We start from the raw sequence: 15996 nt of genomic DNA on the forward strand, positions 1-15996 counted from the left end.
GGCGATCGCGCTACCTGCAATAAGCCAAACCCCTCAGGTCGTTCGTGATTGGCGCGCTTGGGTGGCGTTGGACGTTGACCCAGCGGGCCAAGTGGTAAATGTTGTCTTGCCCAGCCAGATTCCCGAAGCTATCGGCAACCAGGCGCATGAAGTAATGTCGCATTGGCGCTTCAGGCCGGCCAGGAGCCACGATCAGGCGGTTGGCGCAAAGACCTACGCAATGGTGCACTTGCAGGTGGTCAGGCGCGATGAAGGCCATTTCGGATTGCAGGTTGTCTACGTCTCCAACGGTCCCCGCCTGCACCCGACGACGGTGCCCTTTCCGCCGCTCACGCAGATCAACTCGGCACATGGCGATTTGCTGATCGAGGCAGTCGTGCGGCCCGACGGGCACATCGGCGAAGTCCAGGTCGTCGAATCACACTTCACGAGCCATGACCGCCTCATCCGGGAAGCGGCCAGCCACGCGGTACAGCAATGGACGGCCGACCCGGAATCGGTTGGGGGCCGACCCGTCGCGACTCGCATCCAGCTCCCAATCACCCTATGCCACGGCCAAGGCAGCACATGCGATGAGCTCCAACCAGAGTTGAAATTGTGGCGTCATCCTGCCGCGATGCAAACGCCGACTCCCGATGAAGCGGTAGCCCTGGACAGCCCGCTGGAGCCCATCTCCACGCAATCGGGGGGATAGGTGGAGGGCAAAAGGTGTCAGGGACAAATAACCGGGCCAGAGCTGCCTAGGTCAGGCGACTACGGCTGCCGCGCTACGCTACAGCTCCCCACGACGGTCCAGCCCGATGTTTGCCTCGTTACCCGCGCCGCTGCGCGTCCCGCTTGCCATGCTGTTGCTCGCCGCCAACACGGTGGCGCACGTGGTGGTGCTGTTCGCGCTCACCCTGGTCAAGCTCGTGCTGCCGTGGCGTGGCGCGCGTGTGGCGCTGTCGCGCGCGCTGGTGGCGATCGCGGAGAGCTGGATCGGGGTCAACGGCGTGCTGTTCGATCTGTTCACGCGCACGCGCTGGCGGATCGAGGGGCTGGAGGGGCTGCGGCCGGACGGCAACTACCTGGTGCTGTGCAATCACCAGAGCTGGGTGGACATCCCCGTGCTGCAGAAGATCTTCAACCGCCGCATCCCGTTCCTGCGCTTTTTCCTCAAGAGCCAGCTGATCTGGGTGCCGCTGCTGGGGCCGGCTTGGTGGGCTCTGGATTTCCCCTTCATGAAGCGCCACTCGCGCGAGCAGCTGGCGAAGCACCCCGAGCTGGCCGGCAAGGATCGCGAGACCACCCGCCGCGCATGCGAGAAGTTCCGCCACATGCCGGTGTCGGTGATGAATTTCGTCGAGGGCACGCGGTTCACCCGCGCCAAGCACGAGGCGCAGGGTTCTCCCTACCGCCATCTGCTGCGTCCGCGCGCCGGCGGCGTGGCCTTCGTGCTCGACGCGATGGGCGAGGGCCTGCACGCCATCCTGGACGTCACCCTCGTCTATGCCGGCGGCGCCGGCTCGATGATGGACCTGATCGCCGGCCGCGTCCGCGACATCCGCGTGCTGGTGCGCCAACGTCCCATCGAACCGGCCCTGCGCGGCGACTACGGGAACGACCCTGCCTTCCGCGAGCGCTTCCAGGCCTGGGTCAACGCGGTGTGGGCGCAAAAGGATGCCGATGTGGAACGATTGCAACTTGAAGGGACGGAGAGCAATTAAAGCGGCATGATTCCCTCCGTCCCTTTCCTTTAGGGATCACCGATTGACTCGGACGCAACCAACCAGGGGGTAACGAATGAACGCAGCAAAAGAACCCAGGCGCCCGCGACCAGGCTCCGGAATCGCCATCGGCGTTGCCATTGGGGTCGCGATGGGGGTGGCCATGCACAACGTGGGCGCCGGCGTGGCGATTGGCGTCGCGGTGGGTGTGGCCATGGAGGCAGCCGCGCGCAGGAGACAGAAGTAGGCGAGGTCACCAGCAAAAGGTGCCAGGGACAAGCCCCTTGGCGGCGTCCTCTTCATTTGAGGCGGCTATCGCCAGTAAGCATAGACGGGAGAGGGGCAGTGGTCGCCCATATCGCGTTCGTGTTATGGCAGCCATCCGCGCGCGGCAGGGAGTTCCTGCACGCGTTCGTTCAAGGCTAGTCGAGGGCGGCTCCCCCGCAGGAAGGCATGGACAACCCCACATCGCACGCTCCCGTTTCCTTCCGCAGCGCATTGCCGGGCGACGTCCGCGCACTGCCACCCGTGGCTCGCCGCATCTTCACCGAGACGTTCGAGTCCCGCTTTGGCGGAGCGGCCTTCGATGCGTTCTGCGAGACGGCCTACGGCCCCGCGGGGACGATGGCCCGTGACCTGGCCGATCCCGCGATTGCCTGGCGCGTCGCCGAGCAGGCGGGCGTGCCGGTCGGCTACGCCAAGCTTCGCCCGTGGACGGGGTCGCCCGGCGAAGCGGGCGCGATGGAGCTGCAGCAGATCTACGTGCTCTCATCGTGGCACGGCAAGGGCGTTGCCGAAGCGCTGATGCATTGGGCGGTGGACGAGGCCCTCGCGCGCGGCGCCCGTTCGCTCTACCTGACGGTGTTCGACCACAACGAGCGGGCCAAGCGCTTCTACGCGCGGCACGGCTTTGCCGAGGTGGGGCACTGCGAGTTCCGGCTCGGCGACCAGGTCTACGACGACCGGGTATGGCGCAGGACGCTCGTCTGAGGTCGGCGTTGGTAAGGAGGCCCATCGGTGTCGGAGCAGCAGCCCCACATTCACTGCCCCCTATGTCGTTGGGAGCCCACGGCAAGTAGCCGTTGGTTCTGCGCGCCTTCCGAGCCGGGTGCCGGGTGTGGAACGCGCTGGAACACTTTCTGGACGGCGGGCTGCTGTCCTGGGTGCGGACACTTCTGGGCGCGGACGCAGTGCCTTAGCTGCAAGCAGTCGCCGCCTCACGAGGCCTGGTATCACTATCCGCCAAAAGGCGAGCCCGAAAGTTTCCGTGACCGGGCGCTGCAGCGAGTCGACTGATCCCATGGCTAGCCAGGTCGACTGAAAAACCAGGGAAATACCCGGCAGGAACACGCGTGGCACCCGTGGCATGGCTCGGCTTCGGTCGAAGCGACTGCCACCACGCGACCGAAGCGAGCGCAAGCCCTGTCCGGGCAGGCCGCCGGCCACCGTGAGCCCCTGAGTCAACTACCTCCATTCCCTCAGGGATGGCTACGGCCACCGCACTTCCGGCAGGTGCTCGAAACCCGGGCGGGCGAACAGGTAGCCCTGGAAAAGGTGCACGCCCATGGCCTCCAGCGTCTGCCACTCCTCGAGGGTCTCGATGCCTTCGGCGATCACGCGGATGCCGAGTTCCCCGCACATGTGGAGCGTGTGGCGGACCAGGATCTGGCGCACGCGGTCGCGGTCGATGCCACGTATCAGCGCCATGTCGAGCTTGATGATGTCCGGCCGGATGTCGGCCAGCAGCGCCAGCCCGGAGTAGCCGGCGCCGAAGTCGTCCAGCGCGGTGAGAAAGCCCTGGCGCGCGTACTCCGCCACGATGTGCGCCAGGTGTGCATGATCGTGCGACTGCTCGCTTTCAACGATCTCGAACATGAGCCGTTCGGCCGGAAAGTTCACCCGGCGCGCGGCGGCCAGCGTCGCACGCAGGCAGGTGGCTGCCTGGTAGACCGCGTTGGGCATGAAGTTGATGCTGAGCTGGCAGTCCACGCCCAGCTCCGCGGCGAGCGTCACGGCCTTCACCCGGCAGGCCTGGTCGAAGCGGTAGCGGTTGTCCGCATCGACCTGCGCCAGCACGCCGGCCGCGCCACTGCCATCGGTGCCCCGCACGAGCGCTTCGTAGGCGAATACCTTGCGCGCGGCGGTGTCCAGCACCGGCTGGAAGGCCAGGCTGAAGTCGAAGCCGAGGGAGGCTCCGTCGCGGCATGCGGCGCAGGAGGCTGGCGAGGTCATTGTGTCTTCTCCGGTGATGGCCGGGCCCTGCCGGCTTGCTTCCAGGGGCACCGAACACCGTCCGCAGCCGCCACGCCCATTGCATCGGCAGCTTGCCTCCGCATTTGAGGGCGGCCAGCCGAAATTTCGCGCAGGATGGTGCCGGGCCCATTTTCTTTGGCCACGCAAGCGGCAAGCCTAAGGCTTCGTGCGCGCTGGCGCTCGGCATCTGCGTAGACGTGGTTACTCAGGGGCAGGTTCACGTTATCTTGGGATGCATCTGATCGCTTTGCCGGGATAACGGCCGCCTGGCTCGATGCTCTTCGCCCATCGCGACTTGTGAGCCAATGGGTCGGACGTGGTCAGTCCCCATTTGCGGCCATCCGTCCAGCCTCGAGCTCCTGCCGCGGCAAGGTGAACACGAAGCGCGCGCCCGTGGCGGGCTCGCTTTCCACCCAGATGCGCCCGCCATGGGCTTGCACGATGCCCTTGCTGATGTACAGCCCAAGCCCGGTCCCCTTGGCGCTCGAGTCGCGGGCCGACCAGTACGGTTCGAAGACCAGCCCGTGGTGCTCCGGCGCGACACCTGGGCCGTTGTCTGCCACCGAGACCAGCACCTCGTCCTCGACAAGGCTTGCGCCGAGCATCACGGAGCCACCCGGTGCGCAGAACTTGATCGCGTTGCCGAGGAGGTTGCCCAGGACCTGCTGGATGCGCTCGGCATCGCAGATCACCATGGTGTCGCCGGCCGCATTCGCCAGATGCATGGACAGGCCCTTTTCGAGCGCCAGCGGCTGGTGAACGACGTAGGCCTCCTCGAGCACGGACGCCACGGTGACGCATCCGGCCTGCAGCGAAAAGCGGCCGGTTTGCAAAGTGGCCAGGTCCAGCAGATCGCGGATCAGAAAATCCATGCGCGCCGCCGTGCGGCGCATGAGTTCCAGCATGCGCAGCGCCTGGCTTTCGCCCTTGGCGCCGCTGACGTGCCGGCCGAGCATGTCGAAGCTCAGCTGCAGCGAAGCGAGCGGCGAGCGCAGGTCGTGCGACACCACGGCCAGCAATTCGTCGCGCATCCGCGTGGCGGCCTGGGCATCGAGCTGGGCTTGCTTGAGCTCGGTGATGTCGACCACCACGCCGGCCACCCCCAGGCGCTCGCCGGCCGCAGTCCGCACGGGGGCGTAGTTGCCGAGGAAGTGCCTGGTCCGGCCGGGATGGTCCGGGTCGGGAAGGGCCAGCTCCTCGCCGATCACCGGCTCGTCGCGCTCCAGGACGCCACGTAGCAGTGCCTCGAGGCGCTCGCCCAGTGCGGGGACGAGCTCCTCCACGCGCCGGCCCAGGTGGGCCGCCACCGGCTTGCCGTTGAGCCGCGCGAGCGTCTCGTTGACGTGCAGGTAGCGCAGGTCGGTATCCAGCACCCCTATGCCGACCGGTGCGGCCTGGAAGATCGCGTCCAGGCGCGCCCGCGCCTTCTGCTCGGCGCGCCAGCTGCGCTCGCGCTCCGCTTCGGCGCGCTTGCGCGTGGCGATGTCCTCGACCACCGAAATGAAATACTCGGGCCGGCCTTGCAGGTCGCGCACCAGCGAGGCTGTCAGGTTGGCCCACACGACGCTGCCGTCGCCGCGGATGTAGCGCTTCTCGATCGTATAGGTAGGGATATGACCCTCGAGCAGCTGCTGCATGAGCTCGAGGTCGCCGGCCAGATCGTCCGGGTGGGTGATGTCCTGGAACGTCAGCCTGTGCAGCTCGGCCTCGCCGTAGCCCAGGAGCTGGCATAGCCGCCGATTGAAGCGCAACCAGCGGCCGTCCAGCGCCACGTGTGCGATGCCCACTGCCGCCTGGTCGAAAGTGGCGCGGAAACGCTGCTCGCTCTGGTTCAACTCTTCGCGCAGCAGGTGTTGGACGATGGCGGTACTCGCGCGGTCGCACAGGGCGCGAAAGAAATACTTGTCCTGTTGGGAGAAATCGTGGGCGGTGAGGGAGCCCATGTGGGCCACGCCCACCATCTCGCCTGCGGCCAGCAACGGCACGCCGTATATGGCGCGCACGCCCACGTCCCGGGCGACGGAACTTTTCATGATCGGGCTGCTGGCCGCATCACGCAGCAGCTGCGGAGCGCACGTCGAAGCGACCAGGCCGGCAAAGCCCTCGTCGATGCCAAGTGCGTAGCCTTGCTCCAGCCGGCCCTCCAGCCCCGCAGACGCGTATGTCACCAGGCGGTCGCCCTCGCGCAGCAGGACGACCATCGTGTCGGCCGCACCCACGCTTTCAAGGAAGACATCGAGCAGTTGCTTGAGCAGTGTGTCGAGCGCGGCGCTCTCCAGCGCCGCCCGGGACAGCCGGTCCAGGCCCATGAGCGTGCGCTGTTGCGCGGCCGAGTACGCCTTGACCGCGGTAGCGATTCCCTGGTCGATGATGCTGGTCACATGCCGCCATTCGGCTGACGGTATGTAGACGCGCTTGCGGTCGATCACGTCGAGGATGCACAGGCGCAGCTGCGAGTATTCCTCGATGACCTCCTGCAGATCCACGCTCTGGTCCAGCCGCTGCAGGGCGTGGGCGGTCGCCGCGGGCGGCGGCAGCGAACCGCGCTCGTCGCCCGCTTGCACGCGATCGGTAAGCTCGATGATCTGTTCGAGGAGTTCGCCCATGTCGTCGGGCAGCGCTTCGCCGGACAGCGTGCCATCGGAAAGCAGAGGACGCACCGCTTTCGCCCAGTCGTCGAGAATGGTCCGGTACTCCCGGCGCAGGAACTGGCTGGCGGGGAGGCGTTCGAGGGAGGTGGGCATGAGGTCCACATGATTGAGCGGCCAAGGTCTTGGGTTGCGGTCTAGCACAGCCCCCGCGATGGCCCCGGAAAACGTGCCGCCGCAAGGCGGGCCAGCGTTCATCCTCGTCAGTTGCCTGCGAAATCGAAAACACAAGTAAAGTGCCGGGGCAAATAACGGGATGGCGATGGCGTTTGCGCGCTTTCGATAGTGGGCCGAATCCAACGGGAGGGAAGGCTATGCGTCGATGGGGATGGATTGCAGCAGCGTGTTTGCTCGCGCCCGCTGCGTTTGCGCAACAGGTCGTGCGGGAGCAGCCCGTGACCCTGCAACTGGATGTCGATACGCAGGGCCAGATCGCGGCCGCCAAGGTCATGGACCCGCAGCCTTTGCTGATGCCGGGCCCCGGGGGCTTGGTCAAGCTGCCCCCGCGCTACGGGCCGCTGCCGCCCGTGCTGGCGCAGGCTGCCGAGCAGGTTGCGTCGAAATGGCGCTTCCGGCCGGTGCTGGCGTCGGGCAGGCCCGCCACGGGGCGCACCTGGGCCACGGCGATGCTGCAGGTGGTGAAGCGCGAGGACGGCAACTTCGGCGTGGACCTGCGCTACCTGCGCAACGGTCCGTACATGAACTACGCGGTAGCGCCGAGGTACCCCCAACGCATGGGCAAGCTCAACAAGTCGGGTGCGCTCGCCGTGGAGTACATGGTCCAGCCCGACGGCGCCATCAAGGGGTTCCGGGTGCTCAAGGCGGCTGGCGCTGCGACGGATCATCAGGGCGTCTTTGAGGACGCCGTGCGCGAGGCGCTCAGCCGGTGCCGCGAACTGCCCTTGCTGATCGATGGCAAGGCTGTGGTCACGCGCGTCCGTACCGCGTACCTATTCACGATGGACCTGCCGAAAGAGGACGCCGACCGTCTCTCGCGACAAGTCGGAGATGCCGTGGACCCCAAGGTATCGGGCGATTCCGGCACTGCGCCGCCCGCCTCGGGCGAGGCGGTCGCAATCGATAGCCCGTTCCAGAAACAGTCCGCCGGCTGACTTTGGTTAAGCGAGACACGGGTCGGGGGAAACGCGATCTGAAGAGGCACCTTTTTCGCCGTCGACCCCGACTCCGGTTTGCATTACTCGATCGAACGAAACACACAGCGAGGGGCGCCATGAAGAACGCAGCTAGCGGTTTCGGGGTCTGGGCGGCGGTGTGGGTGCTGGCGCTTGCCTTGCCCTGGCAGGCGGCGCGGGCGGGCGAGGCGGACAAGTCGCCGTCGTCCGATTGGGTGACACCGGCGATCGCCGGTTACGGCAAGGTCCACCCGCGGCCGGACGCGGCGGTGCAGCCTGACCCTGCCGCGGACTACCGCATCTTCGTGCGGGTGACCGATGACGGTAAGCATCCGCGCGAGCGCCTGCATGCGCTGGATCGGCTGGCCCGGCTGGTCAACCTGATGGCCGTGTCCAAGGTGCCTGCTTCGCACGTGCACATCGTGGCGCTGCTCGATGGCGAGGCCGCGCTCGCCTCGGCCACCGACGAGGTCTACCACCACTTTACCAAGGTGGCCAAGAACCCCAATTTGCCGCTCGTGCACGCCTTGCGCCAGGCCGGCGTCGAGCTGCTCGTGTGCGGGCAGGCGCTGGCCATGGAGAAGCTGCCCGACAGCGCGGTGGTGCCCGACGTCACCGTCAGCCTGTCGGCGCTGACCGATACCGTGGTCTACGGGCAGAAGGGCTATAGCTACCTGGAGCTCTGAGCGCGCGGCGCGCCGTGCCCATAAAGGGACACGGTGGCCCATCGAACGCGGCTTGCGTATTCGTCGGGCGAAACCCGGCGGGCCCTTTCGAGCAGCGTCGCGGTCCTTTGTTTATCTCGAAAAAGACACGGGCCAGAGCAAGCCTTTTGCGTAAGGCCTCTGACCCGCGTTTGTTCTGTCCTTGCAGACGGCTAGGGACCAGCCTGACCGGCAAGGGTGGCGCCGCGAGCCGACTGCTGCAGCTGGTGAGCGAACACGTCGGCCGCCTGCAGGGCCTGCTCTTCGGTCTCGAAGGGCGCGTCGGCGCATTCTGGCGGATGGTCTGCGATCTGGATGACGATCGTGTATTCGCCGTCATTGATCTTGGAGAGCCACGCGATGTATGGGCCCAGTTCCGTGTACCGGTCGCATCTGTGAGTGCTCATGTGCATGCGCCTCATGCTGTTCGGTTCATGCATGGTGCGCGTCGTGCCGCGGGGGCAGCAAGCGCGGCAGGGAGCTCTCCCAGGAAGACCGGCGGCTGCCGATGCGTCCGGCAACGAGTGGTGCCGCCGCCGGACGCTGGTTCAGCGCTACACGGCGCTGCGCGGATACCGACGCAGGTGATAGACCCGGTGCACGTGGCCGGCTCCCAGCCAGCCGCCCAGCGCCGCCGCCAGCAAGGCCAGCAACAGGCTGATGAACACCGTCCACATCGCCATCGCGGTGTAGTGGGCCGTCTTGTCGGCGGCGCTCTTGAGCTCGGCCTGGGCGGCGGCGACCTGCGGGGACAGGCCGCGCACGGCCTGGTCGGCGTCGGCCTGGGACATGCCGGTGGCGCCGGCGAGCACCGCGCTGGCGGTATCGGGATGGTTGGCCAGCAGCGCGGTGCTGATCGCGCTCACCGCCGCCGGGTCGGCCGCGGCGTGCGTGCCGGCGCCGACGATGCGCTGCGCCACCTGGCCGTGCAGGCGTACGACCGCGTCGCTGCTGGCGGCCATGGCGTGGGCGTCTCCACGGTGCGCGTTGCCGCCGCCGTGATCCGTGCCGCCCATGGCCCCGGCGAGCATCGCGCTGCCGCCGGCCGCCGCACCGGACAGGCCGAACGCCAGCAGCAGGCCGCTCATCGCGATCGACAGGCCCCACACGGTGACGCCGTGCATGCAGCCGACGGTCTGGTCGTCGCGGCCGTCGAACCAGCTGGCGAACATGCCGCCGAGAAACAGCGATACGATCCAGGTCAGCGCCATCCATACCGCGGTGCCGGTGCCGATGCCCTTGGCGGTGGCCGCCGCATCGTTCGGGTCGAACGTCTGGAAGCCGAACGCGAGGCCGGCGGTGTACAGCACCAGGGCGATGCCCGCGGCCACCATCCAACCGGCGATCACGGCGCCCCAGCGCAGCGAGGGGTGGGTCGTCACATCCATCACGGACGCTTGTTGCACTTCGATCGATGCCATGTTCGTTCCTCGATGGCGGGCTCTACCGCGGTATGCCTTTACGCGCAGCCGCGGATCAAGCCGATGATGATCAGGATCGGCAGCGGCACGCCGAGCAGCCACAGCAGCACGTAGCCGATGCCGCCCTCCTGTGCGCTGCGCCAGCTGCGATAGGGGTTCAAAGAAAGTTTCATGTGCTGTTCCCTGACAAGAACTCGAATGACCGACCTTCCGTCATACCCATGAAAGTGCGGGTTGCCGATGCGGGCGGGTTCCGGCTTTCGTGGGCATGACCCCGAAAAAAATTTCGGTGGTTCGCTGGCGTGGAAGACAGCGGGCGGCCCGATGGCCGCCGGGTTCGTTAACGCTGTTCCCAGCGACGTGGACAGGCAGTGACGGAAGCATCTGCATGGCGTCGTCAGGTGCGAAGTGGCACAGCCTCCACAGTGCAGACCCTGTCGCCGGTATCGACGTGCGCTGGTAGACCTGCTGGCCGGCCAGCCCATGCCCGAGCTGGACGCGGTGAACCGCATCGCCATCGAGGACATCGTCGGGAAGCTGGCGTGGGCGCGCATCGAGGAGGAGTTCGGCAGGTAGGCGTCGGGTTACGACGTCGCGAAGGCTCGTTCGCGCGGTAAACGGGCGCTCCGCTACGCCGGCCCTTTGCGGCGGCACGCAGACCGTGCAAGATCGCCGTCCCGGCGTCGCCGGCCATCACCAACCACGATTCGGCCATCCCCGCGGACGGCCGCGAGCCGCAGGGGGCGGTTGCAAGCATGCTTACGCTCGAACAATGGACCGTGCTCGGCACCTGGGCGTCGCCCCTGGTGGCGGCCCTGGGATTCCTGCTGATCCGCAACCAGCTCAAGGGCGACCGCGAGGCGCTGGAGACGCAGACGAGCTGGGAGATCTACAACGTCGGCGGCAGCATCCTGCAGATATTCATCGCCAATCCGGAGTGCCGGCCGTATTTCTACGACGGTGCCCCCGCGCCGACCGAGGAGCCCTTGCGCAGCAAGGTGCTGGCGGTCAACGAGCTGATCTGCGACCACATGGAAAACATCATCCTGCACCGCCGCGCGCTGGACGCGGAGACCTACCAGGTGTGGCTGTTGTACATGCAGGGCCTGTACAACCGCAGCCCGACCATGCGTGCCTTTCTGGAGCCGTCCAGCGAGGGCTATCGCTACTCCACCCAGCTGCTGGATCTCTTGAAGCAGGGCCAGCGCGACCAGGTCGGCCAGCACGACTGGCTGGCCCGCCGCCCGGACGCGCCCAGGCCGCTCAGCCAGGCGGGTACCGCATGAGGGTGATCGGCCTGCCGACGTATTGGTCCTGCTCGAGCGTCTGCCAACCCAGGCGCCGGTAAAGCTCTACCTGATCGAAGGTGTACAGGTAGATCGATGTGTCGAGCGGCGCGGCGTAGTCCATGACGTATTTCACCAGCGCGCCGCCGATGCCCCGACGCCGCCATGCCGGCAGCACCAGCACATTGGCCAGCCACGGGCCGAGATCCGGCCGCGTGGGCAGGTCATGCGGCACGATGCTGGCGATACCGGCCAGTTCGCCGTGCAGGCGCGCACCGAAAAACTTCGGCACGCGCACGGCGGGGTCCAGCGCATCGGCGATGTCCCGCCGGTTCTGCGCCCAGGTCTCGGCCGACTCGAAGCGCGCCCACTCCTGGTAGATCCACTGCGCCGCCCGTTCGGTTTCGGTGTCGCGCAGTACGGAAACGTCGGGGAGATCGTCCATGGGAATCACGTGCAAGCGGAGATGGGTGCTTCGCGGGACGATAGCAGCTGGCTGGGTCGCGGCGAATCCGCGAGGCAAAGGCAGCTCGAGCTGGATCCGCTTCTCAAAACTCAGGTCCCTGTTTGCGGTTCGCAAGGAGGCATGACCGACAGCCTATCGACCACGCGGGCATCCACCTGCACCATGCCGCTACATTTCAAGGGAGTCGGCACATGGCCACAGGTACCGCGTTGCTGCTTGCTTCTGTGGCGGCGACGGTCATTGCCGCTCCGCTGGGATTGGGGCTGGCGGGCGCCGTATCGGCGCGGCGTGCGGATGCCGCGTCGTCGGCCGGCGGCAGTTGGCGGTTCGCCGCAGCATCGATGCTGGTCTACGTGTTCGCCTTCAACCTGACGTTCTTCATCCAGGAACTGTTCCTGGTGTTGCCCAAGGCGCTGACGCCCGGGTTGCGTCCGACCCTCTACCACAACAACCACGCATGGGAGGGCAGCAGTCCGCTCGCGAGCCTGTTCCAGGGCACCGGCGCGCTGGCGACCCTGTCGGTCGGCCTACTCTGCCTGTGCCTGCTGCGGCGTCCGCGGCCTTGGTCGACGGGGATCCGGCTGTTCGTGTTCTGGATGGCGTACTGCGGTTGCTTCATGGCGCTCCCGCAGGTGGTGATCGGTGCGCTGAGCCCGGGCAGCGACGTCGGCATGGCCATGACCTACCTGCAGTTGGGCGAGGGCGCACGCATCGGCGCGGCCCTAGTCGCCCTCGGCCTGATGCCCTTGATCGCGATGCGGTTGTGCAGGCCGGCGCTGGAGCTGGCCGATACGCCGGCGCGCGTCGCCGGTCCCGCTGCACGCATGCGCCTGGTGTTGCGGATGGTGACGCTGCCGGCGCTCGCCGGGACGGCGCTGATCATCCCGTTCCGCGTACCGCGGGAACTGGTGGAGGTGTTGCTGGTGCCGCTACTGGTAATGCTATGCGGGATACCGTGGATCCAGGCGGGCGCCTGGCGCGTGCGAGAAGTGCGGCCTGGCGGTGGCGCTGCCGCTCCGTCGCTCGCCTATCCGCTCGCCGCGGTGGTGGGCCTGCTGCTGTTCTTCCAGCTCGTGCTTCGGCCGGGCATCCCTTTCTACGGAAGCTGAGACCGCCGAGGGGCGAGGAAACGGGACGCGGCCGGCGGCCTATCGCTTTCCCGCGCGAGCCTTGAGCTCGTTCACCACCGTCCGCTGCTCCGCATGCGTCAGCTTTGCGAAGGCGACGATCACTTCGGCGATTTCGTCGGTATCGGCAAAGAGCGCCGCGAGCGGCATGCCGAGCGCATCGGCGAGTTTCTTCGCGGTGCGTAGATCGCATTCGTTGACGCCACGCTCGTAGCGGTTGATCCGCGTGCGCGCCACGTCAGCCGAGATTCCGGTGGCGACGCCCAGCGCTTCCTGAGTCAGGCCTGCAGCCAGTCGGGCAGCGCGTAAGCGGTTGGCGAAGATGAGGCGGGCGTCGTCCAAAGTATTGGCACGGGCATTGGAGTCGTCGAGCCAGCATGAAGCCTTGCCTTTGCCCTGTCTGTTACCGTATAAGTAACACCGTGGCGCTTCTGCGGCAATCGCCTTGCCCGACGACGCGCTGCTGGCCGGCGACGGCGCGCCTGCGCCCGCACGGCCTGTACGCAAACCGATCTCGCCCGACGACCGTGCCGCCGGCCGGTACGCGAGCGGCCAACCCAGGGGAAAGCAAAGGACGCACCATGAAGACAAGCACGTTACGCAATGCCATTTCCATCGCCTTGTTCGTCGCCGCCACGGGCACGACCGGGTTGGTCCTGGCCGAACAGGCTGTGACCGATGCCACGGCGCCGGGCCAGCCCCCGGCGGCCGATGCGCTCGCGCCGATCGAGCTCGATCTGCCAGGCGGGCCGCTTGCGGCAGCCCTCGATGCCCTCGGCGCGCAAAGCGGCCTGCGGCTGGACTATCCGCCCGGGCTGGTCGCGGGCCGGCAGGCGAGGGCGGTCCACGGCCGCATGAGTTGGCGCGCTGCGCTCGGTCGCCTGCTGCAGGACACGGACCTCACCTACCGGCAGGTCGGCGACACCATCGTCGTGATCCAGCGTGTGCAGGAGCGCAGCAGTCCTGAGGAGCGGGCCACCGGCGCGACGACGGACGCCACGGCCGCACCAGCGGTGAGCAACCTGGCGACCGTCACCGTCACGGGTACGCGTATCCGTGGCGGCACCACGCCGTCACCGGTCGTCACGATCGGCAGCGAGCAGATCCGGCAGGAAGGATTCGCGGACCTCGGCGAGGTGATCCGCAGCGTGCCGCAGAACTTTTCGGGTGGCCAGAACCCGGGCGTGCTCAGCGGCAACCTGGCCGGCGCGGGTAATGCGAACCAGAACCTGACGGGCGGATCGAGTTTGAACCTGCGTGGCCTGGGGGCCGATGCCACCCTGACCCTGCTCAACGGGCGCCGCATGGCCTATGGTGGCTTCACCCAGGCGGTGGACATCAGTGCAATACCGGTGGACGCGGTGGATCGGATCGAGATCGTCCCCGACGGTGCCTCGGCGATCTATGGCTCCGATGCGGTGGGCGGTGTCGGCAATGTGATCCTAAAGCGGGATTTCGACGGCGTGACCGTCGGCACGCGCTTCGGCAAGGCAACCCAGGGAGGTCTGGCTAGCCGCGAGTACGACATCACCGCGGGCACCACCTGGCGCAATGGTGGCCTCATCGCGACTTACATGGACACCTCGATCGACCCCATCTACAGCAGCCAACGCAGCTACGCCACGCAACTGGTCGACCCATCCACTCTGTATCCCGGCAGCGATTTGCACAGCGGCCTGTTGAGCGTGCATCAGTCGTTGGGGGACTTCGCCGAGCTCCATCTGGACGCCATGCGCACCACGCGCGACCAGCTGCATATGTACAACTACAGAGGTACGAGCACCCGGGCCACACCGACCACGACGACCACCCTGGTGTCGCCCGGCCTGGAGGTCTGGCTGCCGAATGATTGGTCGCTGTCGCTCGGTACGACATCCGGCAGAAGCGAGCACCAAGAGCACCGAGTGCAGACCGTGATCGCGAACGGCGCGGCGATCGTCACCGACGCCTGCTACTGCAACGATAGCCGCAGCTATGAGCTTGGTGCCGAAGGACCCTTGTTTCGGCTGCCGGGGGGTAATGCACGTCTGGCGGCCGGCATCGGCTACCGGGAGAACGAGTTTCGCGATGTCGACCGCGTCACGACGGCCAATGCCTTCCGGGGCAGCGAAGGCGCCAGGTTTGCGTATGCAGAACTCAATCTGCCGCTGATCGGACCCGACCAACAGGTCTCTGGTATCCAGCGTCTGGACGTAACGGCCGCAATGCGGGGTGAGCGCTACAGCTCCTTCGGTGGCGTGACGACGCCAAAGGTGGGCGTGCTCTATGGCCCCAACCCCGACTTCAGCCTGAAAGCCTCCTGGGGCAAGTCCTTCAAGGCGCCCACGCTCTTCGAGCAGAACTATGCGCAGAACGCCTATCTGTTCTTTCCCGGCAGCTTCGGCGGTACCGGGTACCCCGCCGATGCCACCGTGCTGGTGCTGGATGGCGGCAACAGGAACCTCCAGCCGGAGCGTGCCACCACCCGGTCGGTATCGTTGGCGCTTCATCCGGAGGCGTTGCGTGAGCTGGAGGCGGAGCTGAGCTGGTTTCGCATCGACTACCGCGACCGGGTGATCCAGCCGATTGCCAATGCCAGCCAGGCGTTGAGCAGCGCGATCTACGCGCCATTCGTCGACGCCGCACCGACTTCCCAGGCGCAGGCGGACGTCATCGCGGGCGCGGGGAAGTTCTACAACTTTGTCGGGGCGCCTTACGACCCAGGCAAGGTTGCGGCGATCATCTACACGCAGTACGCCAACACTGCCCGGCAGCGCATTCGGGGCGTCGATCTGTCTGGCTCCTATCAGCTGGAGTTGGGGCAGGGCACGTTGTCGCTCCGTGGGTCAGCAAGCTGGCTGGAAAGCAGGCAGCAAACCGTTCCCGCCGCACCGGAATTCGCCCTGTCCGGCACGCTGTTTAATCCGCCCAAAGTCAGCAGCCGCGCTGGTGCGGTGTGGACGCGGGGTGGGTTCAGCGCTTCGGTCTTCGCCAACTATCGGAGCGGGGTGACCAACCGGGTCGACAACGTGAAATCCGCCTCGTTCAACACGTTCGATGCGGCCATTCGCTATGCCACCGGCAGGCGTGGCGATGCCTGGTCGGGACTGGAATTCGCCTTGGCCCTGGACAACGCATTCGATCGCGACCCGCCGCTGTATCGGGTCGCGTCGCCGCTCTACGTAGCGCCCTATGACTCGACCAATTACTCGGCGATCGGCCGCTTCCTGAGCCTTTCCGCGTCCAAGCATTGGTGATGCCCGGTGGAAGCCG

General features: G+C 66.8%; 16 protein-coding genes. 9 read left to right on the top strand and 7 right to left on the bottom strand.

What is annotated here, in order from left to right; all coding sequences use genetic code 11:
* The 4 genes from VGU65_RS07110 to VGU65_RS07120 form a co-directional block, all read left to right on the top strand.
* Positions 1-694 (top strand): energy transducer TonB (locus VGU65_RS07110; protein ID WP_327474119.1); only part of this gene is annotated, 694 nt, incomplete at its 5' end.
* 106 nt (positions 695-800) lie between these two features.
* Complete coding sequence (gene yihG, locus VGU65_RS07115; RefSeq protein WP_327474121.1) at positions 801-1706, top strand: 1-acylglycerol-3-phosphate O-acyltransferase, YihG family; 906 nt, start codon at positions 801-803, stop codon at positions 1704-1706.
* 76 nt (positions 1707-1782) lie between these two features.
* Complete coding sequence (locus tag VGU65_RS15705) at positions 1783-1953, top strand: glycine zipper domain-containing protein (RefSeq protein ID WP_524537786.1); 171 nt, start codon at positions 1783-1785, stop codon at positions 1951-1953.
* A 206-nt stretch (positions 1954-2159) separates the two neighbouring features.
* Positions 2160-2696, top strand: a complete 537-nt coding sequence (locus VGU65_RS07120) for a GNAT family N-acetyltransferase (RefSeq protein ID WP_327474123.1) — start codon at positions 2160-2162, stop codon at positions 2694-2696.
* A gap of 498 nt (positions 2697-3194) precedes the next feature.
* Here VGU65_RS07120 and VGU65_RS07125 read toward each other — a convergent pair whose 3' ends face one another.
* A complete protein-coding gene (locus tag VGU65_RS07125) occupies positions 3195-3938 on the bottom strand; it encodes an EAL domain-containing protein (protein WP_327474125.1) in 744 nt (247 codons plus the stop codon).
* 341 nt (positions 3939-4279) lie between these two features.
* Entirely contained in the window at positions 4280-6703 is a 2424-nt protein-coding gene (locus VGU65_RS07130) for a PAS domain S-box protein (protein WP_327474127.1), read from the bottom strand.
* 299 nt (positions 6704-7002) lie between these two features.
* Here VGU65_RS07130 and VGU65_RS07135 point away from each other — a divergent pair, with 299 nt between their 5' ends.
* Positions 7003-7719, top strand: coding sequence for an energy transducer TonB (locus VGU65_RS07135; protein ID WP_327474129.1), 717 nt, complete (start codon positions 7003-7005; stop codon positions 7717-7719).
* A gap of 119 nt (positions 7720-7838) precedes the next feature.
* Entirely contained in the window at positions 7839-8426 is a 588-nt protein-coding gene (locus VGU65_RS07140) for a DsrE family protein (protein ID WP_327474131.1), read from the top strand.
* A 191-nt stretch (positions 8427-8617) separates the two neighbouring features.
* Here VGU65_RS07140 and VGU65_RS07145 read toward each other — a convergent pair whose 3' ends face one another.
* From VGU65_RS07145 to VGU65_RS07155, 3 genes are all read right to left on the bottom strand, one after another.
* On the bottom strand, positions 8618-8851 hold the full coding sequence (locus tag VGU65_RS07145) for a hypothetical protein (protein WP_327474133.1): 234 nt from the start codon (positions 8849-8851) through the stop codon (positions 8618-8620).
* Between the two features lie 147 nt (positions 8852-8998).
* Positions 8999-9865, bottom strand: coding sequence for a hypothetical protein (locus VGU65_RS07150; protein WP_327474135.1), 867 nt, complete (start codon positions 9863-9865; stop codon positions 8999-9001).
* A gap of 38 nt (positions 9866-9903) precedes the next feature.
* A complete protein-coding gene (locus VGU65_RS07155) occupies positions 9904-10038 on the bottom strand; it encodes a hypothetical protein (protein ID WP_327474137.1) in 135 nt (44 codons plus the stop codon).
* A gap of 582 nt (positions 10039-10620) precedes the next feature.
* Here VGU65_RS07155 and VGU65_RS07160 point away from each other — a divergent pair.
* Positions 10621-11151, top strand: coding sequence for a hypothetical protein (locus VGU65_RS07160; RefSeq protein WP_327474139.1), 531 nt, complete (start codon positions 10621-10623; stop codon positions 11149-11151).
* Here the strand turns inward: VGU65_RS07160 and VGU65_RS07165 are convergent.
* On the bottom strand, positions 11129-11596 hold the full coding sequence (locus VGU65_RS07165) for a GNAT family N-acetyltransferase (RefSeq protein ID WP_327474141.1): 468 nt from the start codon (positions 11594-11596) through the stop codon (positions 11129-11131). The two genes, VGU65_RS07160 and VGU65_RS07165, sit on opposite strands and share 23 nt — an antisense overlap.
* 212 nt (positions 11597-11808) lie before the next feature.
* Here VGU65_RS07165 and VGU65_RS07170 point away from each other — a divergent pair, with 212 nt between their 5' ends.
* Positions 11809-12726, top strand: a complete 918-nt coding sequence (locus tag VGU65_RS07170; RefSeq protein ID WP_327474143.1) for a hypothetical protein — start codon at positions 11809-11811, stop codon at positions 12724-12726.
* A gap of 39 nt (positions 12727-12765) precedes the next feature.
* Here the strand turns inward: VGU65_RS07170 and VGU65_RS07175 are convergent, their stop codons facing one another.
* The gene (locus tag VGU65_RS07175; RefSeq protein ID WP_327474254.1) at positions 12766-13086 is read right to left on the bottom strand and encodes a helix-turn-helix domain-containing protein; all 321 of its coding nucleotides are present in this window, start codon (positions 13084-13086) and stop codon (positions 12766-12768) included.
* A 239-nt stretch (positions 13087-13325) separates the two neighbouring features.
* Here VGU65_RS07175 and VGU65_RS07180 point away from each other — a divergent pair, with 239 nt between their 5' ends.
* The gene (locus tag VGU65_RS07180) at positions 13326-15980 is read left to right on the top strand and encodes a TonB-dependent receptor domain-containing protein (protein ID WP_327474145.1); all 2655 of its coding nucleotides are present in this window, start codon (positions 13326-13328) and stop codon (positions 15978-15980) included.
* Positions 15981-15996 lie beyond the last annotated feature (16 nt).

The sequence above is a fragment of the Frateuria sp. genome (assembly GCF_035943815.1).
Lineage (GTDB): Bacteria > Pseudomonadota > Gammaproteobacteria > Xanthomonadales > Rhodanobacteraceae > Frateuria_A.

What these genes read in the sequence shown, in the direction of transcription:
- yihG (WP_327474121.1), top strand. Translation starts at nt 801, where the DNA reads ATGTTTGCCTCGTTACCCGCGCCGCTGCGCGTCCCGCTTGCCATGCTG.
- VGU65_RS15705 (WP_524537786.1), top strand. Translation starts at nt 1,783, where the DNA reads ATGAACGCAGCAAAAGAACCCAGGCGCCCGCGACCAGGCTCCGGAATC.
- VGU65_RS07120 (WP_327474123.1), top strand. Translation starts at nt 2,160, where the DNA reads ATGGACAACCCCACATCGCACGCTCCCGTTTCCTTCCGCAGCGCATTG.
- VGU65_RS07125 (WP_327474125.1), bottom strand. Translation starts at nt 3,938, where the DNA reads ATGACCTCGCCAGCCTCCTGCGCCGCATGCCGCGACGGAGCCTCCCTC.
- VGU65_RS07130 (WP_327474127.1), bottom strand. Translation starts at nt 6,703, where the DNA reads ATGCCCACCTCCCTCGAACGCCTCCCCGCCAGCCAGTTCCTGCGCCGG.
- VGU65_RS07140 (WP_327474131.1), top strand. Translation starts at nt 7,839, where the DNA reads ATGAAGAACGCAGCTAGCGGTTTCGGGGTCTGGGCGGCGGTGTGGGTG.
- VGU65_RS07145 (WP_327474133.1), bottom strand. Translation starts at nt 8,851, where the DNA reads ATGAGCACTCACAGATGCGACCGGTACACGGAACTGGGCCCATACATC.
- VGU65_RS07150 (WP_327474135.1), bottom strand. Translation starts at nt 9,865, where the DNA reads ATGGCATCGATCGAAGTGCAACAAGCGTCCGTGATGGATGTGACGACC.
- VGU65_RS07155 (WP_327474137.1), bottom strand. Translation starts at nt 10,038, where the DNA reads ATGAAACTTTCTTTGAACCCCTATCGCAGCTGGCGCAGCGCACAGGAG.
- VGU65_RS07160 (WP_327474139.1), top strand. Translation starts at nt 10,621, where the DNA reads ATGCTTACGCTCGAACAATGGACCGTGCTCGGCACCTGGGCGTCGCCC.
- VGU65_RS07165 (WP_327474141.1), bottom strand. Translation starts at nt 11,596, where the DNA reads ATGGACGATCTCCCCGACGTTTCCGTACTGCGCGACACCGAAACCGAA.
- VGU65_RS07170 (WP_327474143.1), top strand. Translation starts at nt 11,809, where the DNA reads ATGGCCACAGGTACCGCGTTGCTGCTTGCTTCTGTGGCGGCGACGGTC.
- VGU65_RS07180 (WP_327474145.1), top strand. Translation starts at nt 13,326, where the DNA reads ATGAAGACAAGCACGTTACGCAATGCCATTTCCATCGCCTTGTTCGTC.